At 66.0% G+C, this 25318-nt stretch carries 20 protein-coding genes and 1 pseudogene; 11 read left to right on the top strand and 10 right to left on the bottom strand.

The window, feature by feature from the left end; genetic code table 11:
• Window positions 1-71: 71 nt before the first annotated feature.
• Together MFF58_RS32300 and MFF58_RS19120 are read left to right on the top strand one after the other, a co-directional pair.
• Window positions 72-200: a hypothetical protein gene (locus tag MFF58_RS32300; RefSeq protein WP_279602988.1), complete on the top strand. Its 129-nt coding sequence runs from the start codon at window positions 72-74 to the stop codon at window positions 198-200.
• A gap of 27 nt (window positions 201-227) precedes the next feature.
• The gene (locus tag MFF58_RS19120; RefSeq protein ID WP_238290427.1) at window positions 228-998 is read left to right on the top strand and encodes a potassium channel family protein; all 771 of its coding nucleotides are present in this window, start codon (window positions 228-230) and stop codon (window positions 996-998) included.
• A gap of 11 nt (window positions 999-1009) precedes the next feature.
• On the opposite strand, the gene MFF58_RS19115 is transcribed toward MFF58_RS19120, so the two are convergent.
• Complete coding sequence (locus tag MFF58_RS19115; protein ID WP_238290426.1) at window positions 1010-2305, bottom strand: DUF2254 domain-containing protein; 1296 nt, start codon at window positions 2303-2305, stop codon at window positions 1010-1012.
• A gap of 135 nt (window positions 2306-2440) precedes the next feature.
• Between MFF58_RS19115 and MFF58_RS19110 the strand changes: the two are divergent.
• Window positions 2441-3692: pseudogene (locus tag MFF58_RS19110) on the top strand (cation:proton antiporter).
• Window positions 3693-3772: 80 nt separating this feature from the next.
• On the opposite strand, the gene MFF58_RS19105 reads toward MFF58_RS19110, so the two are convergent.
• The 4 genes from MFF58_RS19105 to MFF58_RS19090 form a co-directional block, all read right to left on the bottom strand.
• A complete protein-coding gene (locus tag MFF58_RS19105) occupies window positions 3773-4435 on the bottom strand; it encodes a response regulator transcription factor (RefSeq protein ID WP_238290425.1) in 663 nt (220 codons plus the stop codon).
• A 19-nt stretch (window positions 4436-4454) separates the two neighbouring features.
• Window positions 4455-6521, bottom strand: a complete 2067-nt coding sequence (locus MFF58_RS19100; RefSeq protein WP_238290424.1) for a sensor histidine kinase — start codon at window positions 6519-6521, stop codon at window positions 4455-4457.
• A gap of 91 nt (window positions 6522-6612) precedes the next feature.
• Window positions 6613-6864 carry a hypothetical protein gene (locus MFF58_RS19095; RefSeq protein ID WP_238290423.1) on the bottom strand — a complete coding sequence of 84 codons (252 nt, stop codon included), beginning with the start codon at window positions 6862-6864 and terminating at the stop codon, window positions 6613-6615.
• A 131-nt stretch (window positions 6865-6995) separates the two neighbouring features.
• Window positions 6996-7226 (bottom strand): ribosome modulation factor, encoded by a 231-nt coding sequence (locus tag MFF58_RS19090; RefSeq protein ID WP_238290422.1) that lies wholly within the window; start codon window positions 7224-7226, stop codon window positions 6996-6998.
• Window positions 7227-7886: 660 nt separating this feature from the next.
• On the opposite strand from MFF58_RS19090, the gene MFF58_RS19085 reads away from it, so the two are divergent.
• The 3 genes from MFF58_RS19085 (at window position 7887) to rnhA (ending at window position 11630) form a co-directional block, all read left to right on the top strand.
• On the top strand, window positions 7887-9032 hold the full coding sequence (locus MFF58_RS19085) for a T6SS phospholipase effector Tle1-like catalytic domain-containing protein (RefSeq protein WP_238290420.1): 1146 nt from the start codon (window positions 7887-7889) through the stop codon (window positions 9030-9032).
• 133 nt (window positions 9033-9165) lie between these two features.
• Window positions 9166-10146 (top strand): aldo/keto reductase, encoded by a 981-nt coding sequence (locus tag MFF58_RS19080; protein WP_238290419.1) that lies wholly within the window; start codon window positions 9166-9168, stop codon window positions 10144-10146.
• A 776-nt stretch (window positions 10147-10922) separates the two neighbouring features.
• The gene (gene rnhA, locus MFF58_RS19075; RefSeq protein WP_238290418.1) at window positions 10923-11630 is read left to right on the top strand and encodes a ribonuclease HI; all 708 of its coding nucleotides are present in this window, start codon (window positions 10923-10925) and stop codon (window positions 11628-11630) included.
• Window positions 11631-11828: 198 nt separating this feature from the next.
• On the opposite strand, the gene MFF58_RS19070 is transcribed toward rnhA, so the two are convergent.
• Window positions 11829-16994 (bottom strand): P-loop NTPase family protein, encoded by a 5166-nt coding sequence (locus tag MFF58_RS19070; protein ID WP_238290417.1) that lies wholly within the window; start codon window positions 16992-16994, stop codon window positions 11829-11831.
• A gap of 427 nt (window positions 16995-17421) precedes the next feature.
• The gene (locus tag MFF58_RS19065; RefSeq protein WP_238290416.1) at window positions 17422-17814 is read right to left on the bottom strand and encodes a winged helix-turn-helix transcriptional regulator; all 393 of its coding nucleotides are present in this window, start codon (window positions 17812-17814) and stop codon (window positions 17422-17424) included.
• 82 nt (window positions 17815-17896) lie between these two features.
• Between MFF58_RS19065 and MFF58_RS19060 the strand changes: the two genes are divergently transcribed.
• On the top strand, window positions 17897-18628 hold the full coding sequence (locus tag MFF58_RS19060; protein ID WP_238290415.1) for an SDR family NAD(P)-dependent oxidoreductase: 732 nt from the start codon (window positions 17897-17899) through the stop codon (window positions 18626-18628).
• A gap of 144 nt (window positions 18629-18772) precedes the next feature.
• Here the strand turns inward: MFF58_RS19060 and MFF58_RS19055 are convergent, their stop codons facing one another.
• From MFF58_RS19055 to MFF58_RS19045, 3 genes are all read right to left on the bottom strand, one after another.
• The gene (locus tag MFF58_RS19055; protein ID WP_238290414.1) at window positions 18773-20116 is read right to left on the bottom strand and encodes an MFS transporter; all 1344 of its coding nucleotides are present in this window, start codon (window positions 20114-20116) and stop codon (window positions 18773-18775) included.
• Window positions 20117-20728: 612 nt separating this feature from the next.
• Window positions 20729-21784, bottom strand: coding sequence for an SDR family oxidoreductase (locus MFF58_RS19050; RefSeq protein WP_238290413.1), 1056 nt, complete (start codon window positions 21782-21784; stop codon window positions 20729-20731).
• 467 nt (window positions 21785-22251) lie between these two features.
• Complete coding sequence (locus tag MFF58_RS19045; protein ID WP_238290412.1) at window positions 22252-22944, bottom strand: winged helix-turn-helix transcriptional regulator; 693 nt, start codon at window positions 22942-22944, stop codon at window positions 22252-22254.
• 92 nt (window positions 22945-23036) lie between these two features.
• Between MFF58_RS19045 and MFF58_RS19040 the strand changes: the two genes are divergently transcribed.
• The 4 genes from MFF58_RS19040 to MFF58_RS19025 all read left to right on the top strand — a co-directional run bounded on the left by MFF58_RS19040 (window position 23037) and on the right by MFF58_RS19025 (window position 25268).
• Window positions 23037-23837: a VOC family protein gene (locus tag MFF58_RS19040; RefSeq protein ID WP_308445460.1), complete on the top strand. Its 801-nt coding sequence runs from the start codon at window positions 23037-23039 to the stop codon at window positions 23835-23837.
• A gap of 12 nt (window positions 23838-23849) precedes the next feature.
• Window positions 23850-24350, top strand: a complete 501-nt coding sequence (locus MFF58_RS19035; protein WP_238290409.1) for a VOC family protein — start codon at window positions 23850-23852, stop codon at window positions 24348-24350.
• Window positions 24343-25008: a dihydrofolate reductase family protein gene (locus MFF58_RS19030; RefSeq protein WP_238290408.1), complete on the top strand. Its 666-nt coding sequence runs from the start codon at window positions 24343-24345 to the stop codon at window positions 25006-25008. The genes MFF58_RS19035 and MFF58_RS19030 overlap by 8 nt, the downstream gene beginning before the upstream one ends.
• 101 nt (window positions 25009-25109) lie before the next feature.
• The gene (locus tag MFF58_RS19025; RefSeq protein ID WP_238290407.1) at window positions 25110-25268 is read left to right on the top strand and encodes a hypothetical protein; all 159 of its coding nucleotides are present in this window, start codon (window positions 25110-25112) and stop codon (window positions 25266-25268) included.
• Window positions 25269-25318 lie beyond the last annotated feature (50 nt).

Here is a 25318-nt window from a genome sequence, read left to right as displayed (position 1 = left end):
GCCCCCCAACCAGGTGAAGCCCTCTGCGCCGTCAAGTTCCCAGGCGTCGTCCCGGCGCCCTCGAAGGTCGCTTGTCCGATCTCGTCCTCGCCCTTACCGGCGTCCTGCTGCTCGCAGCGATGATCCTGCTGCTGCTGTCGTGGTTGACGGGCGATGCCGAGGGTACCGTGGGCGGGCCCGTGCTGACGCAGGGCTCCTGAGCTCCGCCCCGAATGGACTGACGACCGATGACGACGCTGACAGCGACGCTGCGCGAGTTCTACGAGGGGGACACGCCGCGCGCCCACCGCTTCCGCTACGCCCTGCTCGTGTTCGACGTGGCGACGGTCGCCTTCGTGATCGTCACCTCGTTCCTGCCGCTGATGGCCTGGATCGTCGCCTGCGACCTGGCGCTTGGCCTGTGCGTCCTCCTCGACTTCGCCGCCCGCCTCAGCATCAGTCGCGCGCCGCTGCGCGAGTTCCGGCACCTGAGCACCTGGACGGACCTCGTGGCCGTCGCCTCGTTCCTCGCCCCCGTGCTCGTCGAGGGCGTCGGGTTCCTGCGGATCCTGCGCACGCTGCGCCTCCTGCGCACCTACCATCTGCTGGAGCGGCTGCGGCAGGACAGCGAGCTGTTCCGCCGCAACGAGGACGCGATCCTGGCCGCGACCAACCTCGTGGTGTTCGTGTTCACGATGACCGGCATCGTCTACGCCACGCAGCACGGCTCCAACCCGGCGATCCAGACGCCGGTCGACGCCCTGTACTTCACGGTCACGTCGCTGACGACGACCGGCTACGGCGACATCACGCTGCCGGGGCCGACGGGCCGCCTGCTGTCGGTGTTCGTGATGATCTGCGGGGTGACGCTGTTCTTCCGCCTCGCGCAGGTGGTGTTCCGCCCCTACAAGGTGCGCTTCCCCTGCGACGCCTGCGGGCTGCAGCGCCACGAGCCGGACGCGGTGCACTGCAAGGCGTGCGGCAACCTCCTGAACATCCCCGACGAGGGCGCGTACTGACGGCCGACGCGTCAGGCGGCGGCGACCCGGGCGGTCGCGCGGAAATGGCGGTGGCGGTCTTCCAGGTCGCCGAGGTCGGACGGATCCGCCACGTCGCGCCGGGCGGCGGCGATGACGAGATCCGCATGCCGGGCGAGTTCGGCCGTTCGATCCGTCCGGGTCTCGACCTCCGCGACGCGGGCGAGCACGTCGAGCATCCGGCCGAGCACGTGGACCGAGCCGGCGGCGTTCTGGCGGATCATGTGGAACATGGCATCGCACAGCCCGTCGTAGTCCGTCACGGGATGGACCAGCACGGGGTGGCCCGCGCGCAGCACCACGCCGGTCTGCAGATGGCGTGGAGCGATCCGGCACAGGGCATCGCCGAGATGGTCGACGACGCTGCCGGCCGTGAACGGGTCGTTGATGCCGGGCGAGAGAGCCCGGACCGCGATCTCGACCAGTTGGCGAATCGAGAATTCCGGATCCTGAAGCGCGGCGGGGCGATACCCCAGCGTCACCGCCCCCAGGATGGCGGCCTCGGCGCCCTCGGTCTGCGGGGATAGGAACGCGATGGGAAAGCCGCTCGGCACGTAGTCGCCGGGCCGGACCCGCAGGGTGACCCTGGCCCGGTTCTCGTGGGCCCAGTCGGCCAGCACGCCGGTGTCCATGGCCTGCACGTAGCCGCCGCCGGTCGCAGCGACGGCGCGTCCGGTCGGAGCCGGATCGGTTTGGGCGACCCCCGGCTCGTCGCGCGTATGGGCCGCGATGGCCTCGCACAGGTCGCGCTGGACGGCATCGACCACGGTCTCGATGTTGATGCTCGTGGCGATGTGGTGGACGAACCAGACCAGGGTGCCGACCGCCACCAGCGCCAGGACCAGGGCTCCGGTGATGGCGAGGTGCGGGACGAACGGGTCCTCGTCCACCGTCCGCACCGTCCGCAGGACCATCAGGGCATACGCGAAGGTCCCGAGAAAGATGCCCAGCACCGTCTGGTTGCGGGCGTCGCGGATGAAGTTGCGCAGGAGCCGCGGGCCCATCTGGCCGGATGCCAGGGTGAGCGCCGCGATGGTGATCGAGAAGGTCGTGCCGGCAACGCCGATGTTGGAGGATGCGACGGCGCTGAGGAGCGCCCGCGCCCCCTCGGCGCCGCCGGAATAACCCCAGTTCGTGTCGGGCGAGGACGCGTCGTAGCCGGCGACGTGGGCCGTCTCCAGCCAGACCCCGAACTGGGCCAGCAGGATGCAGCCGAGGACGACCAGGGCCGGGCGGAGCCAGAACAGGTCGCCGAGGATCTCAAGCCAAGCTTTGACGCGCGCGCTCATCGTTGCGGCCTGACAGCTCCCGAGGGCGGGGACAACCGGCACGAAGGGTCGTTCCGATCGTTGGGGAACGGATGCGGCCGCCCATCCGGCCCGTTTCGGCGTGGTCCGGGTGGCCGCGAGCGGGAAGGATTCCGTTTGATCTCGATCTTCGACCTCGCCGCGCTGCTGCTGACCCTCTCGGCCCTGTTCGGCTGGTTGAACCGCCGCTTCCTGCGCATGCCGCACAGCATCGGCCTGCTCGTGATGGGGCTCCTCGCCTCGCTCGCGCTGGTGCTCGCCGACGTCGCCTTCCCGCAGCAGCACCTCTACGAGGACCTCACCCGCGTCCTCGATCAGGTCGATTTCACCGGCGTGGTGATGAACGGCATGCTGGCCTTCCTGCTGTTCGCCGGGGCCCTGAACCTCGACCTCGGCGCTCTGCGCGCGGGCCTTCGCGGTCGCCACCCTCGCGCTGCTGGGGACTCTCGTGTCGACCGCCGTGGTCGGTGCGGCGTTCTGGGCGGCCGCGCAGGCGCTCGGCAGCCCGGTGCCGCTGGCCTGGGCGCTGGTGTTCGGCGCGCTGATCAGCCCGACCGACCCGGTCGCGGTACTGGCCACCCTGAAGAACGTGGAGGTCCCGGAGGCTCTCGAGATCGAGATGCAGGGGGAGGCGCTGTTCAACGACGGCGTCGGCATCGTGCTGTTCACAGTCCTGCTCGCCTACGCGGCGGGATCGGGCGGCGGGACGACGAGCGTCGGCGGTGTGGCGACGCTTCTCCTTCACGAGGCCGGGGGCGGCGTGGCTCTCGGCATCGTCACCGGCTACATCGCCTACCTGGCGATGAAGGCGATCGACGACTTCCCCGTGGAGGTGCTGATCACCCTGGCCCTCGTCACCGGGACCTACGCGCTCGCCCAGAAGCTCGGAACGAGCGGCCCCCTGGCCGTGGTGGCGGCGGGTCTGCTCATCGGCGAGCGCGCGCCGCGCTACGCGATGAGCGACACCACCCGGAGATACGTCTCGGCGCTCTGGACGCTCGTCGACGAGGTTCTGAACTCGGTCCTGTTCCTCCTGATCGGCCTGGAGGTGCTCGTCCTGCGCTTCCAGGTCTCCGGCTTGGCGCTGGCCGCCTGCGCCGTCCCGATCGTGCTCGTCGCGCGCCTCGTCGCGGTCTCGACGCCGGTGCTGCTGTTTCGCTGGGGCGGCAACCTCTCGCTCGGCAACGTGCCGTTCCTGACCTGGGCGGGCGTGCGCGGCGGCATCTCGGTGGCGCTGGCCCTCTCGATGCCGGAGAGCGAGGCCAAGCCCGCAATCCTGGCGGCGACCTATGCGGTGGTGCTGTTCACCATCATCGTGCAGGGCTCGACCCTCGGCCTCGTGGCGCGGTGGACCCTTCGCGCGCGCTAGGCGGTGCCCCCGCCTTCCGGGCCGGCTCCGGTCACCGAACAGGTCGGAGCCGCGCCGGACAGCCTGGCCGACCGGACGGGTCAGCGCAGGGTCAGGGCGTCCAGCCAGCCATGTGCGGCCCCGTAGCGGATGATCTCGGCCCGGGTCCGCAGCCCGAGCTTCTCGGCGGCGCGCGCCTTGTAGGTCTCGACGGACTTCACGCTCACGTCGATGCGGCGCGCGATCTCCTTGTTGCTGAAGCCCTGCGCGATCAGCCGCAGGGTCTCCGTCTCGCGCGGGCTGAGAATCTCCCCGTCCGCGGCGGCGGGCGAACGCGCCGCCGCGGACGGGCCCGCCATGACGTGGCCGGCGATGGACGGATCGAGATAGATCCCGCCCGCCGCGACCGCGTGGACCGCGCGCAGGAGGTCCTCCGCCGCCGAGCGCTTGAGAAGATAGCCCCGTGCGCCGGCCTTCATCAGCGGCTGGACGTAGGCCGCGTCCTCGTGGACCGTCAGGACCAGCACCCGAGTCCCCGGGCATTCGCCGGCGACCCGCTCCGTGAGTTCGAGGCCGCTGAGGCCGGGCATCGAGACGTCGACGACGGCGACCTGCGGGGCGAGCGTGCGGATCAGCGGCAGCGCCTCGCCGCCGTTGGTGGCCTCGCCCACGAGTTCGACCTCCGGGTCGGCGTTGAGCAGCGTCCGGATGCCCGCGAGGACGATGGGATGGTCGTCGGCCAGGACGACGCGGATACGGTCCATGGTGCTGGCTCCTCGGGCGTCAGGCCGCCTGCGGGAGGGGGATGTGAACGAACAACGTCGTGCCGACGCCCGAGGACGCCTCCAGCGTCAGCGAGCCGTCCAGAAGCGAGAGGCGCTCGCGGATGCCGGAGAGGCCGAGTCTCGGCTTGGCGGAGGCGCCGCCCGGGGACGGGTGCGTGGTGGCCTCGGGGTCGAAGCCGACGCCGTCGTCCTCGATGATGACCCGGACCTCGTCGGAGCGCTGCTCGACCGAGACGCTCACCGTGGCGGCCTGCGCGTGCTTGAGGACGTTGGTGAGCGCCTCCTGCACGATCCGGTAGACCGCGCTCTCGACGGCGGGCGGCAGGCGGGCCCCTTCGCCCGTGAATTCCAGGTCCGGGCGGACGCCGTGGCGGTGCCCCCAGTCGCGGAGCAGGGTGGCGAGGGACTCGGCCAGCCCGAGGTCGTCGAGGGCGGTCGGGCGCAGGTCGACGGCGGCGCGGTGGATGTCGCGGCCGACCTCGCCGGCGAGCCTCTGCAGCCACTGAACCTGCCGGCCGGCCTCGGGCGACACGCCCTCGGCCTCGAGCAGCCTTTCCAGGCCCTTGAGACCGAGGGACAGGCCCGTGACCGTCTGGCCGACTTGATCGTGCAGCTCGCGGGCGATCCGGCGCTGCTCGTTCTCCTGCGCATGGCCGAGGCGGCGGAGCAGGTCGAGGCGCTCCGCCTCCGCGCGCTTGCGCGGCTCGATGTCGGAGACGACGCCGTAGACGAGCCCGGCGACCTCCTTGTGGAGGTGGGGCACCCGGCCGGTCAGGCGCACCCAGCGCGGCTCGCTGGCTGGATCGGCGATGCGGAACTCCACGTCGAGCGGCGTTCCGTCGGCCGCGCCCCGTCGCACCGCTTCGTCGAGCCGGACGCGGTCGTCGGCATGGACCGCGGCCAGGGCCTCGCGGGCGGCAGCCGCGGCTTCCCCCTGCGCGACCGCGACGCGCCAACCGAGCAGTTCGGCCGCGCGCCCGGACGCCGTCACGGTCTCCCGGCCGGTATCCCACCGCAACGTCCCGAGCTCCGCCGCCTCGACGGCGACCGCGCCCTGCTCCTCGCTCGACCGCAGCGCGAGCGCGAACCGTGCCTGCTCGCCGGCCCGACGCTGGGCCATGTCCCGGCCGACCAGCCCGACCAGGGCCAGGCCCAGGCCGATGCTGACGAGGCTGCCGCCGGCCAGGACGAGGTAGGAGCGGGAGACCGGCGCGTTCAGGGTGGCCACCGGCATGCCGAAATGGACCGACCAGCCGCCGGTGTGCTGGAGGGTGCGGTAGACGACCTCCACGTTCGCCCCTTCCAGGGTCGGGCCGGTGTAGAAGCCCTGCGGCGCCCGCCGGACGGCCGCCTGCAGGGCCGGGTTCGCCGGGTGACCGAGTTCTTCCGTCTCGGCGCGGGTGCGGGCGATGGTATTGCCGTCCGCGTCGACGATGGTCCCGACCCAGCCTTCGGGCGCCCCGGCGTCGCGCAGGATCGAGCTGACCGCGTTGGTGGCGAGCCGGACAGAGAGGACGTAGCGGAGCTTGCCCGCCCGGATGACCGGGACGCGCAGGGCGACGAGACGCTGGCCCGAGATCGGCCCGACCGGGCCGATGCCGCCGATCACGGGACGCTGCGTCCGCACGACGGCGTCGAAGCTCCTGCGGTCGGCGGTGGGACCGAGTTCCTCGTCGAGCGAGCGGAGCAGATTGACGACCTGAGCGCCGTCGGGATCAGCCAGTTCGACCGTCGCCCAGAGCGGGTGCGCCTGCCGGAGGCGATCGGCCTCGGCGTAGAAGGCGGCGAGGTCCGGCTTGTCGAGGGTGGCCGAGGCCGCCTCGGCCTCGAGGACCGCCACCTGCGCCGCGATGTCGGAGGCGACGCGCTCGGCCACGCGGGCGGCGCTGGTGACCGCGGCGTTGCGGACCAGATCGCGCTGCTGCTGCGCCATGAGCGTGGCGACCCAGCCGCTGAGCAGCAGCACCGGGATGGCCGCCGCGAAGGCCAGGGCCGCGAAGGTGCGGCGGTTGCCTCGGCTCAGCCGGGGCCGGTCACCGGCGACGCCCTCGTTTCGAGTTGTCATGTGCGGGCACTCGTGGGGACGCGTCCAGGCCGGACGCGCCCATCGGCGATGTCGGCCCGCTTCTACCGCCTTTCGAGCCGGATGGCCGAGGTCATCGCGGTTCGGGACGTCCTCGCCCATGCGCGGACGGCGATGATCCGACGGGCCTCTCCACCGCATCGGGTTCGCCGAGCAGGCGCCGCCCCGACGCGATGACCTGAAGCACCTGCCGGTCTCCGCCGGCGGCCACGGCAGCCCGCTCCAGGTGCCGTAGGCGCTCGACCAGGTTCGGCGGCGCGGCCGCGCGGTCCGCCAGTCCGGCCTCGACCAAGGCGGTCACCACCCGCTCCAGCCGACCGAACACGCGCCCCTCGAACGCCGGTCCGCGCCGTCTTCCCGTCCTCCCCTCCGGCCGGGCCTGTTCCCGCCGCGCGCCTCTCGGCGGCCGGCAGTCGGGTGTGTCGGGAGCGTTCGCAGCCCCATGACGTTCGAGCCTCAGGCCAGCATTGAAGCCCCGTCCGCGCCCGCCGCGACTTCGAGCATCCTCCCGGTGCTGCGGGGCGTGACGGCCGGGTGCGGCACGCGCATGCCGAACGCCAAGGATGAGCCGTCATAGCCCTCGTACCAGGCCCGACGTTCACGGGAATCGGTCGGGTAGGGGCAGGCGTCCCGCGGGCGACCGAGCGTGCGGGCACGGGTCCCCAACTTGATGACGTCCATGATCATCGTCGCTTGTCCTTCCGCTCTCCCAAGGGCGTCTCAAGGCTGTCGTGACGGCCTTGAGTAGCGCCCGGATCGGAGCGAGCGACAAGCAGATGTGACCGAACGTGCCGTTCTCACCGACACCTGTCAGGCTCGTCCCGACACCGCCTGGACGACGCAGGGCTTGACCGTTGCCAGGCCGCACGGTCGTCGAGCGCGTTCAGGTCCGGAACGGTGGCCGCAGCCGATGGCGCGGGCCGATCCCGCCGCCCTCGTCCCGATGAGGGTGGTCCGGGGACGCGTCGCAGAGCCCGGTTTGGCGCCGGCCGAGTGCGTTGCCCCGGCCGGCGGACGACACGGGCTTCCGGCATCCGCGAACCACCCGGAAGCACAGGTGTCGGACCGTCGACGAGGGGCCGCTATCGGGACGTCGGCTGAGGAGATTCCGGCGCCGACACCGACGGCGCGATCAGCGAACCGTCGACTGCGCCGTTGATCGAGGCGACGATCCGGCGCGGTCTCGGCGTGCGGTGCCGAGGTTGAGGGGCGGCGTGGAAACAGGTCTGGGTCCGGCCGACATCGCACGGCAGTCAACAAGCGCGCCAGCGGCGTATGAAATCGGTGTCAAACGCACTAAAACCGATGGTGACGCTCTTCTGACCGGTTATCACGGGGGCAGGGTCGATGAAACGCATCGTGGTCTGCTGCGACGGCACCTGGAACAACGACGACCTTCAAACAGAGGATACGAACGTCGCGCAGATCGCGCGCTCGATCCACGGCTCGGTCGATACCGGCGAGGCGACGTTCCAGATCGTGCTCTACCTTCGTGGCGTCGGCACGACGGGCCTGAAGCTGGAAACCTTCATAGAGGGCGCGACTGGTCTCGGCATCGACGACAACATACGGTCGGGATACCAGTTCATCGCTCAGAATTACGTTCCCGGCGACGAGATCTACCTGTTCGGTTTCTCGCGCGGCGCCTTCACCGCCCGCAGCCTAGTTGGCTTGATATCCGCCTGCGGAGTCCTGAAGCGGCCATCCCTGGAGTCGCTGCCCGACGCCTGGGCGTATTACCGCTCCGCCAAACCCCATACGCCGCAGGATTTCAGGGACCGGTACGCGGCCCAGGTACACGACGGCGTGACGATCCGATTCTTGGGCGTCTGGGACACGGTCGGCAGCCTCGGCATCCCGGGTTCCCTTCTCGCGGACGCCAACAAGAAGGCGTTCGCCTTCCACGACACGAGCCCTTGCTCCATCGTGAAGACGGCCGTGCAGGCGCTGGCGATCGACGAACATCGCCACAACTTCATCCCGACCTATTGGACGGGGACCGCACCGGCCGGTTCTTCGGTCCAGCAGGTGTGGTTTGCAGGCGCGCATGCCGATGTCGGCGGTGGCTACAGGACCCGGGTGCTCGCCGACATCCCGCTCGTCTGGATGGCGAGGCAAGCCGAGGCGGCGGGGCTCGCGATCGACTGGACGTGCTTGCCGGCGGGGCCGCTGAACGCGGCGGCGGCGGCCCACGACTCCTCATCCGGGCTGTTCGCCCTCGACCATTTCCGACCGACGCTGCGACGGATCGGTGAGCGGCCGTGCGAGACGGCGTTCAATGAGAGCCTGTACGTCGCCCAGGACGAGAACGGACGGCCGGTTCGCGCGATTAACGAGGCGGTGCATCGGAGTGTCATCGAGCGCTACGGCAAGGCCGCGCAGCTGTGCACGAACGACGAGAGTGGAACGTGCTCGACGGCGATCTACCAGCCGAAGACGCTGCAGCCCTATTTCGGGCCGGGCGGCTTCGCAGGACTGCCGGTCGTGGACTGAGCGAGCAAGACCAAGCTCGGCAGGCTGCAAGCCCATCGGTGGGTGGAGGCTCGGCGCGCAGGGTTCCTATCCCGCATGCCGATCGATCGACGCTGCACCCAAGGACCCTCAAACCTGCCGCCGGGAGGGCTGCATGGAGTACGTGAAATTCGGTTCCACGGGGATCAAGGTCTCTCGCCTCTGCCTCGGCTGCATGACCTTCGGTGAGCCTGACAGGGGCAATCACCCCTGGACGCTCGATGAGGAGAGGAGCCGGCCTATCGTCCGCCAGGCCATCGAACAGGGGATCAACTTCTTCGACACGGCGAACGTGTACTCCGACGGCTCGTCGGAGGAGATCACGGGGAGACTGCTGAAGGAATTCGCCAGCCGCGACGACATCGTCCTCGCCACCAAGGTCTACAATCGCATGCGACCCGGCCCGAACGGGATGGGCCTGTCGCGCAAGGCGATCATGCAGGAGATCGACGCGAGTCTGACGCGCCTCGGCACCGACTACGTCGACCTCTACCAGATCCATCGCTTCGACTGCGACACGCCGATCGAGGAGACCCTGGAGGCGCTCCATGATGTCGTGAAGGCGGGCAAGGCCCGCTACATCGGCGCTTCCTCGATGCCGGCTTGGCGCTTTGCCAAAGCGCTGTACGTCTCGCGCCTGCACGGTTGGACGGAGTTCGTCAGCATGCAGAACCACGTGAACCTCCTCTACCGGGAGGAGGAACGGGAGATGCTGCCCCTGTGCGCCGAGGAGGGCGTCGCGGTGATGCCCTGGAGCCCGCTGGCGCGTGGGCGGCTCACGCGCCCCTGGGACGAGACGACCGAGCGCCTCAGGACGGACGATGCGCTTCACCGCTTCTACGGGAAGACCGAGGAGGCGGACCGCAAGGTGGTGGATGCGCTGGGCGAGGTCGCTGAGCGGCGGGGCGTTCCGCGCGCTCAGATCGCGCTCGCATGGCTTCTGCGCAAAGGCAGACAGGTCACGCCGATCATCGGTGCGTCCAAGCCGGGGCATCTAACCGACGCCGTTGCGGCGCTCACGCTCGAGCTGAGTGCTGACGAGTGCGCCGCGCTTGAGGCGCCGTACATCCCGCACGCCGTGTCAGGTCACAGCTGAGGCCGGACCGCGCCCGGGACGGATGCGACAGGGCGGCGGGGATCGGGGGAGGGCCGTCCAGGCCCGAGCGCAAACCGGCCGTGGCACGCGAACCGATCCGGGCCGGCCGTGAGACGGCGTGGCGTGCCACCCTGGACCGCACCGATCGAGCGGTTCGGGCGGTGTCGCAGGATCGCCGCGAGGGGTACGTTCGCAGGTCAGTCACGGGTGCGGGATAGCGGCGCGATGGCGATACCGCTCGGCCCGCCCGGTCGAGCGTGATCGTTCGTCATCCCGTCGACCCGTTCTGGCACCGACGGCCTACGAAGCGCGGTCGTGGCAGAGATCGCCGGCAGGCCAACTCGACTGCCCGATCCCGGGGGTCCGGGAGGGGGCCGGAACGCCCGGGCGGCCTACTCGCCGTTCGATCAAACCCTAGCTACCGCGGCGATCGCTCAGCTGCCGCAGGGGGACGCCCTGCGGGCAAGGTCGTGCCAGCCGGCTGCCAGAACAGCCAGAATGTTCACTGAAATCAGAAGGATAGCGCAATCATGGAATTTCTGCACACAATATTGTGATCATCTTTATTGCCTCGCATTTGGTTTTACTCCAGCTCATCGTGCACCACGTGGGTGCATCTGAGTTCAGTCGGGTGCACGAGGTTGCTTACTAATTGGTTTCTACTGATTTACCCCCTGTAGAGATCCACGGGGGAGGGCGTTACAAGCCGGGACGAGGTTGCTTCCGCTGTTCTTCAGGCCGCGGGCTCGCCTCCCTACCCAAAGGATTACGCCCTGATGCGAATCGTCGTCTATGCTGATGGAGGCTGCTCGCCCAATCCTGGCCCAGGTGGCTGGGGAGTCGTCATCTCTGGCCCGGACGGGCCTGTGGATCTATGCGGGGGTGAGCCTAACAGTACAAACAACCGCATGGAGCTGACGGCAGCCATCCGGGCGCTCGAGCACTTCCCCGAGGGCGCGCAGATCGAGATGCGCTGCGATAGCCAGTACGTGGTCAAATCCGTCACCGAGTGGATGCGCGGCTGGAAGGCCAAGGGCTGGCGCAACTCGAAAGGCCCGGTGATGAATCTCGACTTGATGCAGCGCCTGGACGAACTCGCTGGCCAGCGTGATGTGAAGTGGACGTGGGTTCAGGGCCATGCCGGAGACCCACTCAACGAACGGGCAGATCGTCTCGTGACGCAAGGCAGGCACGAAGCGCGAAGAACTTCAGATCAGCCTTCTTCGTCCCCCAGACCCGCCGCCAAGGGTCCTGTTGGAAATTTGCCTCCCCCAATGAGCAGGCAGGCTATGGCGGCATTTCGACAAATGTCCTTCCTGGCTGACAAGCCGCTAGCGCGTGAGATTCTACGCGCTGTCAAGCAGTCTGGTACCGGAGAAGCAGTTTTCCTCGAGGATTGCATCAGGTTCGTCCTCGCGCTCGGCCCGGAGGAGACTGCTCGCTTACGCGCAAGTATGAGAGCCAAGTCGGACTCAGCGGCATAAGCAATCGTGGGCTCAGTCATTCGCGGGACGGCTCTACTCATCGAGTTTTTTTTGAGTCAATCTGTTACCGAATTTGACCCATTACGGATCTTCGGAGGGTCCGCTTTGAGGCGCCGGCCCAAGCTAAGCCGGCCCCCGTCCGCATCTCACTCAACAGAGACGTTCGGATGGTCGGCTCGGTGGCAGAAGCGCAAACAACTAAGCCAAGGAACGCAGCTGAATGTTCCGGAAATGCTCAGACTGCTCCAGGGCCGCAGCCCGTCGATCACCCATATCGACCAACCGATCCAACAGGATCAGCAGGCTTCGCGCATCATCCACCGGAAGCGGATGTTTGGCGTCTGCAAGCCGTTGAACAACGCCGGCGATTTGCGCCGGGATGCCAGCAGCATTCCAGCGCTCTAGCCGGAATGCTGCTGAGTCCATGCTAACGCCGACGAGGCGTGCAAACAGCTCTATCGGTACGTGCTCACCGGCTCGCACACACATGGTCAGAAACTTGTCCATCGCCAGGTCGGTCCAGCCGATGGCGAGGATCAGCTCTTCGATAAGCGGAAGCATCTGCGGAAGATCCTTCCAGTTGCCGTTCGCAAAACGCGCCGTACCCGGCGCGTCTTTCACAGAAACAAGCAGGAGAGATTTGAGGATGTTGCCCAAATGGCGATCTATCCTATCACCTGGCCGCCATGACGTGGGTGAGAGATCCGGCTCCAAAAGCATCCGCCGCATTATCGCGATCAGGATCTCAATCGCGTTCGGTGGGATCGTCGCCGCATCGTAGATGAAGCGGCAGGTGATCGACTCCGTCAGGTCATCCATGAACTGCAGAACGTCGCGGCGCCGGTGCCTCGCAATCGGTTCGACGAATTGCTCCCAGGCCTCATCGGCAGGAACCAGGACCACCACCCGCGCGACCAGCTGCGCCAGTTCGTTGATCCATTCATATAGACGCAAATTGCCATCTTCCGCGTCTTCCGCAAACGAAGGGAACATGCGTTCGCTCGTCCACAAAACGAGCGAACGCACATAGGCAATCACCTGGGTTCGCAGCGCAGGGTTCTCAGCCCACTTCTCGATCGGGAATGCGCGGACAATCGGACCCGCCGCCTGCGGGTTGAAGTCAAAGCCCGGGTAGGTCCAGTCGGCATCAACTCCAGAACGACGACGTATCCGCTTTTCCTGCTCGGTGACTTCGACCCATGCGGGCGGTGGGATGACCAGATCAGCAAACACGCCCGGTTGCGCCAAACGCGCCAAAGCGCGGTCGAGCGCCTGCCGCTTATGTTTGACCGCCTTGACCCGAGCTTCCTCGCGGTCGTCGTAAGAGCCGACATGGGTGCTGAATAGTTCGGTAGCGAGGATGCCAGCGTTCCAGGAGATAAACTCCGGCATCGCATATGCGTCGAGCAGACCTCCTATCGCCATCTGCGAGATGTTGGCATTGTCGTCGGCTGCCGTAGCAAACAGACGTGGCATCGACGTTTCGCGCGGCGCGTCCCCGCGCACATCGTCGTAGAGCGCAGCGACATAAAACGGCCGCGGGTCCGCAGGGTTTCTCCCGTGTCGTTCGTCGCCCCGCTCGTCCTTGAACAACGCGAGGCGTTCGACAATCGTCCAGGCCCACTCCCGATCCGCCTCGCTACCGCCGAACCGGAAAACCATCGCGGCGACCGAGGCGACGCAGGCTTGCGTCATGCCCGACCCGGCCTCCGCAACGGACTGGAATAGGTCGTGCTGATCGCGGAAGCGCGCGAACTCGATAGAGGCCGCGAGCGTCACATTGGATTGGATGCTTCGTTCGCTTAGGGACTTGTTGGCCCAAGCAACGACCGTGAAATCCCGCAACGCGTTCTGGCTCTCGTCGATCTGCTGTTGTCGCTCAGGTGTCTTGGGAGTCGGATCCCGATAGACAAGTTGCGCCTGCATGGTGTCCGCTTCAGTGCGGACCAGGCCGTAATTTTCCTTCCGCGCGAACTCGACCCATGCCGTCGCGCGCTCCTTCAAATACGCTTCAAAATCCGCGTCGCCGACTTCCTCCGCGTATGCATACGGAAGCTCGTCGGGAAAGCGCGCAAGTTGCTGCACGAACGACTCACGCTCCTGCTCGTCGTTGCTGAGTGCGTAAAGATAGGAAATGTCCTTCAGCGAACGCTCGCGATAGCTGCGACCCATGAGGTAGTCGTCGGCCGCCCTCTGGTTGGCTGTCATCTGATCCCTCGGGTCCATGCCCATCAGGACGAGGCCGCGACCGGCCTCCTGGGCCTGCCGATTGCTGTCCATCACCCACAAGCGCTGAGCCGCGAGCAGCGCACGCAACGCAGGCGAGCGTTCGTTGTGCTCCACCGCCAACGAGACCGCTAACCCAAGGGCCGCGACGTTCTCGTGCCCTTCGGTGACTTGCTGGATGAGTGCGTCGAGGTCGGCGCCGCCCTCCAACTGGGTGTGCGCCCAGTGGGTTTGAGCAAGCCACGCTGACTCCAGCGACTGCGGCCCGAGCTGGCCAATGTACCAGCCGTAGGTTCGCTCATCGCCCCAGAAGGTCTGCTTCCCCCACGGGAATTCTACCTCTAAAGGAAGTGGCGTACCGTGATTGTGGCGACGAAGTTCATGTACCTGCAGCCAGCCCCGGCTGGCATGGTTCGACAAGTCGCGGACCAGCTTCAACGCAACGGCTGGAGCTACCTTGAACAGCGTGTCGAAGGGCTCGTGTCCGGCCGCTGCCGGATAGAAGGAGCTGTGATGCCGATCAATCCCGATATTATCGAGTTCGTAGCGATCCTCGCCGCCGGCGATGAACATGCTCCGGTGTTCAAGCGCCCGTTGCTCGTTGGACGTCCGTTCGGCCTCGGGCTTCTCCCGAATGGCCTCCACCCATTCCTGCCGCGCCCGATTTTCGCGCTCCTTGCGCTCCTTCTTATCCTTCGGAAGTTCCTTGATGACTTCCACGCGAACGAGTTCGGCCAGCTTCTCGGGAAACACCGTGCCGAGGATGGGTGTCAGCGCGAAGACCGCTGTCAGGAGGTCACCGGATCGGCGTTCCCAAGCGAGCATACGGTCTAGCGCGCGACCCGCCGCCTCCGGATAAGACGTCGCCGCCTTGAGGATGATCGACCGCAACTGAGATGCGACGACAGAACAGGTGTCGTCCTTCATGCCCTTCCATCGAGGCGTCTGTCCCCCTTCGATTTCAATGAGCCAGCTGTCGCAGATCGTGATGATTGCGCCGGACATGCCGTTGCGAAATCCGGAGCACATGTTCTGCCACACCGAGAACAGCTCGACGACGTGCGGCAGGACTTTCGCCGGTAGCGTCGCGCTCCGATCGAAGATCCAGGACAGCACGCGCTGCCACTGAGCGACATCCGAAGGCCAGCCCAGCATGTCGGCCGCACGCAATAGAATGTCGCTATCGATGTCGCCTGAGGCGCGCTGCAGGACTATTGGGCTCGGGATGGTCCGCTCCGCCTGAAACCAGACTAGGAATTTTTCGAGCAGGGCGTGATCGTTCGCATTGAGAAGTTCGTCGAACTCCTGAGCGTTGGCCTTAAATCTCGTGCTGCTCGCCGGTCCCAGAAGCCACGAGCGACGCCATTGCGGTCGCAGCCGCAACTCGGAGAGAGCCACGTATCCGGCCGCCCACGACTCAGCTTTTTCATATTCGGATTGAGCAAGCAGGCCGACGATGCGGGCGAGCAACGGGGGCTCGCCTGCCTTGATCAGCGCGCCCGGCCACGCCCCACCTTCGTCGATCAAGAGACGGAAGAACGACCACTCGAAGAAGATGTCGTGGGAGAATTTGTACCGGCTGCCTTCAACGACGACGTCGACGATCTTGTCCCTGCGTAGCCCCCCAAGTTGCGCTGCCGTCTCGCTGCTGATGCTGCGACGGTGAATGCCTTTTCCCAGCGTCGGAGCACCCGCTTCCGCCAGCTCAAGCAGGGCGCGCTGACGACCATCCGCCGCAGTTGGTTTCAGATTGTATCCGCCTGCTCGCCACCAGGCGCCGATCAGCTCTGCTTCCGTCTGCGGTGGAGGCGCGGAGTCCAGCGCCATCGCGACCGCCTGGTCGGCGATCACGGCAGCGAAGAAGGGCCTGCGGGCAATCTCCTGCACTGCGTCAGCGCCGAACAGCAAAGGCTTCAGTGCAGGGTGCTGCTCCCCAAGCACTTTCGCTTCTTCAACGCTCAGCGCGCCGACATCGACATTGCCGATGCCGCCACGTGCGTAGAGCGATGACGAAATCCACGAGCGCAAAACTTCCAGGCCTTGATCGCGCGAGGTGGCAAGAACGCGCCAACGGCTGAGCGCCGGATCGCGTTCGATTGCGTTCAGTAGGTCGGCGATGGTCCCTCGGTTTGACGGGCTAATCCGGTCGATGCCGTCGATGAACAGGGTGGCGACACCGGTCGCACCGATCTCTCCGAGGATCGCTTCGGCATCGAGATGCTGAAGTCCCTGCGAGCGCGCGAAGCTGCGCCAACTCGCACCCTCGAGACGATCTGAAGTGAGAAAGAGAACCGGGCCTTTCTCCAGCGCCCGTTCGACACATCGCCTCAGCACCACCGACTTGCCACAGCCGGGGAGGCCCGAGATGTTCGTAATGGAGTGCAGTTGCGTTTCGGCTTCCGCGTGTTCGACGAGAGCGGCCCGGGCAATCGACAGGCCGGCAATGTCGGCCCTGATTTCGGCGCAGGAATTCCGCGCCAGTGAGTTCAGCGCAGCGACGTCAGCCCGGTAGCTCGGTGAGGTCTTGAAGGACAGACCAGGCTTCAGTCCTGACAGCAGCGAATTGCGGGTCCAGACCTGCGCTTTGCCTTCCCCGAGACGCACGTGACGGCAAAGGATCTCGGTGGCTGCAACACCGTCTTGATTAACAATCTCTCCCAGCCGGTTGGCGAGTTGCACGTAGGCGTCCCCGCCCGGCGCAAGGTTGTCAAAACGGTAGCCCACAAAGTGCCGGTAGAAGTCGTGATCGGCATCGTCGGCGCCGCCAATGAGCGGTCGGAGTTCATCACGAAGCGCGATGACATCGAGGCTCGCTTCGCCACCCTGTTGAAACCGGGCCACGAAGTCGCCGCTGGTCGGGCTGGCCTCCGCGAAACGCAGAATTTCAGTGAGATGTCCGAAGCGGCCGACGGCGACCTCTCCGACGATAAAGCCGCATCGGTCCTTGCCGACCTGGAACTCTGATTTGCGCCGCGTTGCGAGCGACGCCTGGATAATTTGCTTGAAATCCGAGTCCGCCGCGCTGATTGCAAACGCGCTCTTGACCTGCAAACTCAGGCGCGAGGCTTCGCCGGCCTCTTCGGCATCGACGATCAGGTCATCAAGGGCTTCACCCTGGCGATCCTGTTGGACAGCCACCCTGACAACAGTGCCCCTGCATCCCTGCGCACGCTCCTCTCGCAAGAGGGCGGCCAGGTAATAGGCAACAACCGTGTCCTCGTAGGTGAAGCCTTCGCCTCCCGTGAGTCGCGAGGAACGAGATCGTTGAGTGGTCGTAGGCAATCCATCCCCCAGCCACGTCAAAGAGTGGCTCAGTTCTCATTATGTTCATTTTGACGCAGCCATAGCGAATGGCAACTCTCCGCTGCCTTCCACCCACAGAGGCGTCCGCTTCGCGGCCTAATCCCGATGTCGGCAAGTGGCGCAACGGACTCGGAATGACGAGGTATGGCCGATTGCCGCCGGTCCGCTTCGGAGGAGCCCCGCCGAGAAGGCGGACGGTCTCCTCCCGACCCTGATAAGACAGAGCGGTTCAACATCTGGCAAACCGAAGGCGGACATGTTCTCACGGCTTCGCTTTGAGGCTGTCATGCTCGTCGTTGGCCGCCTCAATCGCCGCGCCATTGTTGAGTGCCCAAACGCAGAGCGCCTCGAAAGGTTGGCGCAGTGAATGGCCGAGCGGGGTGATCGCGTACTCGACGCCGATTGGTGCGGTCGGCAGCACTGTCCGGGTCACCAGACCGTTGCGCTCCAGCCGCTTCAGCGCGTCCGCCAGCGCCTTGTGCGTGATGCCGTCGAGCCGCCGCTTGATCGCGTTAAACCGTGCCGGCCGCGGGCAGAGCACCGTGAGGATCAGGATCGTCCACTTATCGGCGATCTTGTCCAACACCGGGCGGACCCGCGCCATGTCGGCGAGCGCGCACGCGGACAGGGCATCGAGATCGGTATCATCGGCCATATCTAGGCTAATCTAAGTGCGTTCTTGATAGCAGATATACGGTCTGTATCGTCTGAGCCATCGCAGATGAAGGGATGCCGCGATGGCTCGCATGGTGGATAAGGTTGCGCTCGTTGTCGGCGGGGCGAAAGGCATTGGTCTCGCGGTCGCCGAGCGGCTGGCGATCGAGGGCGCGTCGGTCGTTTTCACGGGGCGGCGCGCCGGCGAGGTCGAGGCAGCGGCCGCGAGGATCGGGCGCGGTGCGCGGGGTCTCGTCGCGGATGCAGCCCTACAGGAGGATCTGCAGCGCGTCGTGGCGACGGTGAGGGAGACGCATGGCCGGATCGACGCGCTGGTCCTCAACGCGGGCATCTCGGAACCGGCGACCCTGCGCGACGGAACGCCCGAGCACTTCGACCGGCACTTTGCGGTCAATGTCCGTGGGGCGGTCTTTGGGTTGCAGGCGGCACTGGGCGCGATGGAGTGGGGTGGGTCCGTCGTGCTGATGGGGTCGATCGCCGACGCCGCAGGCATCACGCCCTACGGAACTTACGCCGCGACGAAGGCGGCACTACGTTCCTACGCGCGCACATGGACAGCGGAACTAGCCCCGCAGGGCATCCGCGTGAACGTGGTGGCCCCCGGCCCAACCGACACCGCTATGATGGCGAGCGTACCTGAGGAGCAGCGGGCCGCGCTGATCGCGCCGATCCCACTGGGCCGCATGGCGCGTCCCGAGGAGGTGGCGGCGGCCACGCTGTTCCTCCTGAGCGACGAGGCGAGCTTTGTCGCGGGGGCCGAACTGTGCGTCGATGGCGGGATGCGACAGGTCTAGCTTTCCAGTCTCGGTTTCAGCGTGTCCGCTTCGGCCGGTTTGCTTGCCCGAAGCGGATCGTCTTGAAACCACCCAACCCGGACTTTCTCAGGTTGCGGCTGACGCGCCCGGTGACTGGACGCGGCGGGTACGCAGATTTTTGCTTCAGTCGGCAGGCAGCTGTGCGACCGCCAGAAACCCTATCAAAGCTGCACCGGCCAACATCGCCAACACGAGCGGAAGACCGCCTCTTTCAAAAGCCAGCGCGCCGAGAGTGACACCGATGCTGCCGCCCAGCAGCGTGCAGCTGTTCACGATACCAGAACCCTGGCCCGCTTGCGGCCCGGGAATACCGGCCAGCGCCAACCGCGGCGCGATCGCATACGGTACGGCCAGTCCCGCCCCGATCAGGAACAGGCTCAACGCGAGACCAGCAAGGGATCGTGTGATGTAGGCGAGCGCAACCCCAGCGGCGGCCGCGACGACCAGTAGCATCGCCGCTCTAATGGCGTATCGCATGCCGAGCTTCGATGTCAGCCGGGGAGCGAGTAGCGCAAAGGCGAGCAGTCCCGCACTTAGCGGCAGTAACATGGCCCCAGCCTCGATCGCATTTAGGCCGAGGCCGTCTTGCCTCTGTGCGTCGAGGTTGAAGAACAGCAGAAGGGGTAGGATGCAGAACATCGCGCTCGTCGCGATGATCAGGGCGGGCCGGAATGCTGGTGTATCGAACAGGCTGAACGCGACTAAGGGATCCGGCCGGCTCCGCTCTTGGCGCGAGAATAATTGGGCGAACAAGATCGCGAGTCCGAGCGGTATGATTAGCCTGAGAGGAGCCTGGTCGACGTCAGCAAGCCCTTGTAGGGCGAGGATGATGGCGATCATCGTAGCGGCAAGGTAAGCGAAGCCAAGCCTGTCGAAACTATGTCGCACAGCGGTCTGCACCACGCGCTGCGGCTTCGCGGTGAGCAAGCCGCAGGCGGCCAGCAGAATGACCGATCCGTTCGCCCAGAAGATGAAGCGCCATCCTACGAGATGGGTCACCACTCCGCCGATCAATGGGCCGATACTAAAGCCGAGCAGCAAGGCGCCCGCCCAGGCGCCGATTACCGCCGCGCGCCGATCGCTCGCGCTCGCCATGCTGATTGCCGCCAGGGTACTTGGGACGGACAGGGCCGCCCCCAAACCCTGCAACGTACGCCCCAAAAGCAGCGCATCCGCGGTTTGAGCCAGTGCAATGGATGCGGAAGCCAGGGCGAAAAGTAGGAGGCCGGCCATTGAGACCCGAGTGGCGCCGGCACGGTCGGTTATGGCGCCCCCCAACATCACGCAAGCTGCGGCGGCAAGAAGATAGGCGTTCACGGCCCACTCGACCTGTCTGCCATCCAGCCCAAGCTCGCGCCGCATGGTCGGCAGCGCTGTCATGATTGCGGTCCCGTTGATGCCGATCGCTAGCATGCCGAGGCAGCACGACCAGACGATCAACTGCGGCCCTGCCAGACGGGTCTTCATCTGAATGTCGCGCCGTTCAGATCAGCCCGCTTACAACGATCGGCGCTACGAGCCCGGAGGTCTGGTCGTCTCGGATGAGCAGCAATACGCGCGAGAACCTTATCGAAATTAGTGGCGTCTTCAGGCGCCATGAGCGTCATGAAATTTCAGCGCTGCTTCTGAATCGGATGCGATAGTAAAGCAGGCTTTTTGCAAATTGGCGAGGTGAACTTCAATCCATCAGATGCTCGCAACTGTTCTGACATCCATGTTTCCGAGGAGTTGCACGCTGGCCCGGACTCGTTTCAGAACCCTGCGCTGGCTCTCAACCAGGAAATTTGCTGGCCCAGCAAATAAGCAGGCCTAGTTTCGTAAGCTGCCCTTCTGAAAACGACCTAGTGTCACAGCCGTCAACTGCAACGTCCGCTATGGAGCAGCCTCCAGGGTCTCATGAATGACCGGACTGGGCGCGAAGCCGAAGGTCCGCTTCGGGGCGTTGAGCCAGTTTCTGTGTGCCACCATTCCACGACGTTCGCCAAATTGCACCACGCAAAGCTTCGGAGCAGGTCGCTATCCGGACCGCGCCAGCGATCGTCGGATTGCCTTCAAACTTTTGACGAGCTGCCGATGCTGCTAGCGCGGCAGCACCTTCGCCTCTTGCAGGCGAATAATGGCACTCACCAGGGCCGCGACGCTGTCAACGCTCTCTCCGAACCCGGCGCGCCGGATCTTGCCTATGTCAGAGACGAGATCGAAGTCGCTGTGGAAGACGAAGTCCCCGAAGCTCCATCCGACCGCTCTCTCGTAGGGAAGATCGCTCAAGCCTTGCTCGGCGACCAGTCGTTCCCAGATCGGCTTCTTGTCGGCCATGTGGGCTGCCAGGCGAATCGGAACCGGTGGTCCAAGCGGCAGATCGAGCGCGGCGGCAAGCTTCTCCCAGACGCGCCGCCACCGGAACGGCTCGTGCACGTAGTTGAACGCCTCACTGAGCGCGGCTTCGGACGTCGCGGCCCAGAGGCTCGCACGGCCAAGAGCGCGGGAGTCGGTCACCTGGGCAAACACCCCCTCGTAGACGTGTGCCGGCCCCGGGAATCGGAAAGCCGCTCCTTCCACCCTGCAAAGGGCGGCGTAGGCGCCAATCACCATGGCGATGTTCATGGCGTTTCCGGCGGCGTCGCCAACCACCACGTCCGGTCGCAGAATCGACCAAGCCGCACCGCCGCGACTGGCCCGGGCCCGCAGCTCGTCCTCCTGTGTGAAGTAGAAGTTCGGCCCGATGTGGCGCGGGTTGTCGTCCTCGTAGAAGGGCGCCGGCACCGGTCCGAGATGAACACCGTAGACCTTCGCGCCCTGATACAGCACCACTCGCTTCAACGGCGCGTCGACAGCCTCCAGCCCATCGAGCAGGTTGCGCAACATCCCGCCATTCACGCGGTCCTCGTCTGCGAGGTTGGGCTGTGGGGCCAGGGCGGCGTAGAACAGATGCGTGGTGTCGCGAGCCTGGACGAGGGCGGCTCGGGTTGCTTCGGGATCTGTGAGGTCCGTTGTGATGGCCTCGCGCGACGGGTGCGGCCGACGTGACAGAGCTCGCGCGCGCCAACCGCCTGCGACCCCGAGCTCCTGCATCAGCCCTTTGCCGATGATACCATTCGCACCCGCAATCAGGGCTGTTCGGATCTCTGCCATCATCGCCCGCAGGTGTCAGGTGGGTTACAGCGCTTCATTGCGCCATTTGGTGTGGGTGGCTCGTGGCCAACGTGAGGGCAACCCAATGGAGCCAGATCCGTTCGGCTACCGACGCCTCTGCGTGCCGTACACCGCCGGCAGCGGATGACCAGCATCGGAACCGGCCTCGTGCATCGCAAAGGGCATCCTGCGAACCAAGGCGGGCTTTTGGAAGGCCCGCCCCCGAGCAAGCAGGATCCCGAGACGAACGGCTAACATTGGCCGAAAGCAGCACGTCCGCTTCAGCGAAGGTCGGCGCGAAAAGCGGACGGGCTCTTCCCGCCACAGATATGGACATTCGATGAGGTTCGTCCTTGTGGCCGAACGAGGTGCATCCACTGCGGCGAAGGTGCATTCTGGACTGTCGTCGCGCAGCTCGCTCTGCAATCCGGTACGGCGCCGAAGACCGAGTTGAGACGCGAAGTTGCAGCTCAGGCGTTTTTGGCCGGTAGGGAAAAGAGGTCGACGAAGGATCGCGCCAGATCGGCCTTGCCAACGTAAGCAAGCGTGGCGCCCGTACCGTCTCGGGTCAGGGGCGCCTTGCCATAGATCGTGCGGCGCATCGCCATCGTGTCACCTGTGAACGTGACGTCGGGAGCCTCCACGACCCCACGGTTCACGACGATCTCGCCGCCAGTCACCGTGACGACGAAATCCTCGCCGGGGAAGTGAAAGGCGACCAACACTGACAGCTCGGCGGCTCGCGTGCGGTCGACCAGGGCTTGAAGCGACATCATGGCCGAGGCCGCCGACATGAACAGGCTCCGATCATGCCGCGGCGAGCGCGCCGCCCAGCGACCCAGGTCACGCATCAGCGGCGCGGCCTCACGCCCCCAGTCCGTCAGATCGTAGACCTGCACGTTGGCCGGCGACGGCAACCGATAGCGTAGGACGATGCCCACCTCCTCCAGGCTCTCTAGGCGCTGAGTCAGCACGTTCGCGCTGATGCCCGGAAGGTTTGCCCGGATCTCGCCGAAGCGTCGGGGTCCGAAGACCAGCTCGCGCATGATCAGCAGCGACCAGCGCTCGCCGATGAACTCCAGGGCGAGCGCAGTGCCGCAAGCGTCGTCGTACCGACACTCGCGTGGCGCAGAAGCCTCATGAGTTATCTTTTCTAACTTCATGGTTGTCTTGTGTAACCGAGAATGCCAGCTTGGGCAAAGCGGGGCCGTAAGCGGTGCCGCGGCGCGGCCGACGCGCCCATCGTCACGGAGGAATGCGCCCGATGCGAACTGTCGACGGTAAACCTATCTGGTTCGAATTGAACGCGACTGACCCGGATGCGGTCCAGGCCTTCTACGAGGGGGTAGCAGACTGGCGCGTAACGCCGTCTTCCATGCCTGAGCACGGTGGCTACCGGATTGCCGAGGTGGACGGGCGACCCGTCGCCGGGATCCGGCGGACGATGGCGGAAACGCCCGGCTTTCCCGGCTGGGCGGTCTACCTCGCGACCCGCGACGTCGATGCCATGGCTTCACGGGTGGTGGACCTCGGCGGCCAGATCCGGTTCGGGCCCGTCGACATCCCCCATGTCGGCCGCTTCGCCATGGTCAGCGACCCGCAGGACGTGGTCTTCGCCCTCATGGCGGCGGCGACCCCTGCTGACAGTCAGGCCTTTGGGCCGGTGCCCCTCGGGGCGGAGCAAACCCTCGGCTGCGGCGTGTGGATCGAGCTCGCAACTCCCGATCCCGAGGCTGCCTTCAGGTTCTACGGGGCGCTGTTCGGATGGGAGAAGCTCGGGGCCATGCCGATGGGCGGGATGAGCGAGTACGCCTTCATCGGCCGGGGCGACCTACGCCCTGGCGCGGTGATGTCGAGTGCAGCCACCGGCGCACCGGCCCGCTGGAATTGGTACGTCCACGTGGCCGACATCGATGCCGCGCTCGCCACCGTCCGCGACAGGGGCGGCACAGTGCTCCAGGGACCCGATCCGATTCCCGGGGGCAGCTATTCAGCCAACATCGCCGATCCGGCAGGCAACAGGTTCGGCCTTGCCGGCCCGCGCCAGGCGGTATGAGGGAGGCTGGCGATGATGAGCGATAAGCTGACGACCTGCCTGTGGTTCGACCACGGCCAAGCCCGCGAGGCCGCGCAGTTCTACGCCGACACCTTTCCGGACAGCCATGTCGCTGACGCCATGAACGCGCCGTCGGATTTCCCGGGCGGATCCAAGGGCAACGAACTTACGGTCTCCTTCACCGTGCTCGGCCGTCCGTTCGTGGGCTTGAATGGCGGGCCAAGCTTCAAGGCCAATCAAGCGGTCAGCTTCATGGTGCTGACCGAAGATCAAGCCGAGACCGACCGCTACTGGCAGGCCATCGTCGGCAACGGCGGAGCGGAGAGCCAGTGTGGCTGGTGCACGGACCGCTGGGGTTTCTCCTGGCAGATCACGCCGCGTGCGCTTCTGCGCGCCAACAGCAATCCTGACAGAGCCGCGGCCCGACGCGCGTTCGAGGCGATGATGACCATGCGAAAGATCGACATTGCCCGGATCGACGCTGCCGTTCGAGGAGCCTCCGCCGATGCGTAAGATCATCGGCTCCCTCTTCCAGTCGCTAGATGGTGTGATCCAGGCACCGGGTGGCCCGGAGGAGGATCAGACTGGCTTCAAATATGGCGGCTGGACCTTCCCGTACTTCGACGATGCGCTCGACGGGCCGATGGACCGGCTGCTCGGGGGAGGCTACGAGCTGCTGCTCGGCCGGCGGACTTACGAGATCTTCGCCGCCTACTGGCCACATAACGGCGATCAACCGATCGGGGCAACCTTCAATGCCGTGCCCAAGCATGTCGTGACATCGTCGGACCGGGCGCTCGGCTGGAACAACAGCCAGCGTCTCGTCGGCGATCCTGTCGCGGCGATCGATCGCCTCAAGGCCAGTCCGGGACCCGATCTCCTCATTCAGGGAAGCAGCATGCTCTACCCGGCGCTGCTGCCGGCGGGGCTCATCGACCAACTCGTGTTGATTACCTTTCCGGTGATGCTCGGTCGTGGCAAGCGCTGGTACGCGGATGATCCATCGACAGCCCGTGCCTGGACCCTGGTCGAGCAGGCACACTCGCCGAAGGGCGTCCACTTCGCGTCGTTCGCACGGAATGGAGCGGTTCAGGCCGGCAGTTTTGCCACCAAACCTCCGAGCGAGGACGAACTCGCCCTTCGTCAGCGTCAGGCGGAAGGTCGTTGGTGAGATTGAAAGCGGGCTGACGCAGCAAATATTGCCTTCATTCGTTCGCATGCCCGAAATTGATCTCTCCATGTTAGGCAAGCTCAAGGCAGCATGGTGAGGGGATGAGGTTCGTACTTGCACAGGGGGCTGCCCTTGCGGTGACCCTGCTCTCCATCGCGGCCACACGGTTCCTGACGGCTGCCGGTTTCGAGCATGCGGCACGAGACTGCTTCCTGGCCGCCGCCTACGCGACTGGCATCACCCTGCTCGTCGCGCGCTGAGGCGCGGGCGGCGCGAGGAAGTCGTGATGCCGCGCATCGCTGCCGGTGCT

It is taken from the genome of Methylobacterium longum (genome assembly GCF_022179385.1).
In the GTDB taxonomy this organism is placed as follows: Bacteria; Pseudomonadota; Alphaproteobacteria; order Rhizobiales; family Beijerinckiaceae; genus Methylobacterium; species Methylobacterium longum.
The sequence above is the reverse complement of the archived record's forward strand: the minus strand, read 5'-3'. Positions and strand labels throughout refer to the sequence as shown.

What these genes read in the sequence shown, in the direction of transcription:
- MFF58_RS19120 (WP_238290427.1), top strand. Translation starts at nt 228, where the DNA reads ATGACGACGCTGACAGCGACGCTGCGCGAGTTCTACGAGGGGGACACG.
- MFF58_RS19115 (WP_238290426.1), bottom strand. Translation starts at nt 2,305, where the DNA reads ATGAGCGCGCGCGTCAAAGCTTGGCTTGAGATCCTCGGCGACCTGTTC.
- MFF58_RS19105 (WP_238290425.1), bottom strand. Translation starts at nt 4,435, where the DNA reads ATGGACCGTATCCGCGTCGTCCTGGCCGACGACCATCCCATCGTCCTC.
- MFF58_RS19100 (WP_238290424.1), bottom strand. Translation starts at nt 6,521, where the DNA reads ATGACAACTCGAAACGAGGGCGTCGCCGGTGACCGGCCCCGGCTGAGC.
- MFF58_RS19090 (WP_238290422.1), bottom strand. Translation starts at nt 7,226, where the DNA reads ATGATCATGGACGTCATCAAGTTGGGGACCCGTGCCCGCACGCTCGGT.
- MFF58_RS19085 (WP_238290420.1), top strand. Translation starts at nt 7,887, where the DNA reads ATGAAACGCATCGTGGTCTGCTGCGACGGCACCTGGAACAACGACGAC.
- MFF58_RS19080 (WP_238290419.1), top strand. Translation starts at nt 9,166, where the DNA reads ATGGAGTACGTGAAATTCGGTTCCACGGGGATCAAGGTCTCTCGCCTC.
- rnhA (WP_238290418.1), top strand. Translation starts at nt 10,923, where the DNA reads ATGCGAATCGTCGTCTATGCTGATGGAGGCTGCTCGCCCAATCCTGGC.
- MFF58_RS19065 (WP_238290416.1), bottom strand. Translation starts at nt 17,814, where the DNA reads ATGGCCGATGATACCGATCTCGATGCCCTGTCCGCGTGCGCGCTCGCC.
- MFF58_RS19060 (WP_238290415.1), top strand. Translation starts at nt 17,897, where the DNA reads ATGGCTCGCATGGTGGATAAGGTTGCGCTCGTTGTCGGCGGGGCGAAA.
- MFF58_RS19055 (WP_238290414.1), bottom strand. Translation starts at nt 20,116, where the DNA reads ATGAAGACCCGTCTGGCAGGGCCGCAGTTGATCGTCTGGTCGTGCTGC.
- MFF58_RS19050 (WP_238290413.1), bottom strand. Translation starts at nt 21,784, where the DNA reads ATGATGGCAGAGATCCGAACAGCCCTGATTGCGGGTGCGAATGGTATC.
- MFF58_RS19045 (WP_238290412.1), bottom strand. Translation starts at nt 22,944, where the DNA reads ATGAAGTTAGAAAAGATAACTCATGAGGCTTCTGCGCCACGCGAGTGT.
- MFF58_RS19040 (WP_308445460.1), top strand. Translation starts at nt 23,037, where the DNA reads ATGCGCCCGATGCGAACTGTCGACGGTAAACCTATCTGGTTCGAATTG.
- MFF58_RS19035 (WP_238290409.1), top strand. Translation starts at nt 23,850, where the DNA reads ATGATGAGCGATAAGCTGACGACCTGCCTGTGGTTCGACCACGGCCAA.
- MFF58_RS19030 (WP_238290408.1), top strand. Translation starts at nt 24,343, where the DNA reads ATGCGTAAGATCATCGGCTCCCTCTTCCAGTCGCTAGATGGTGTGATC.
- MFF58_RS19025 (WP_238290407.1), top strand. Translation starts at nt 25,110, where the DNA reads ATGAGGTTCGTACTTGCACAGGGGGCTGCCCTTGCGGTGACCCTGCTC.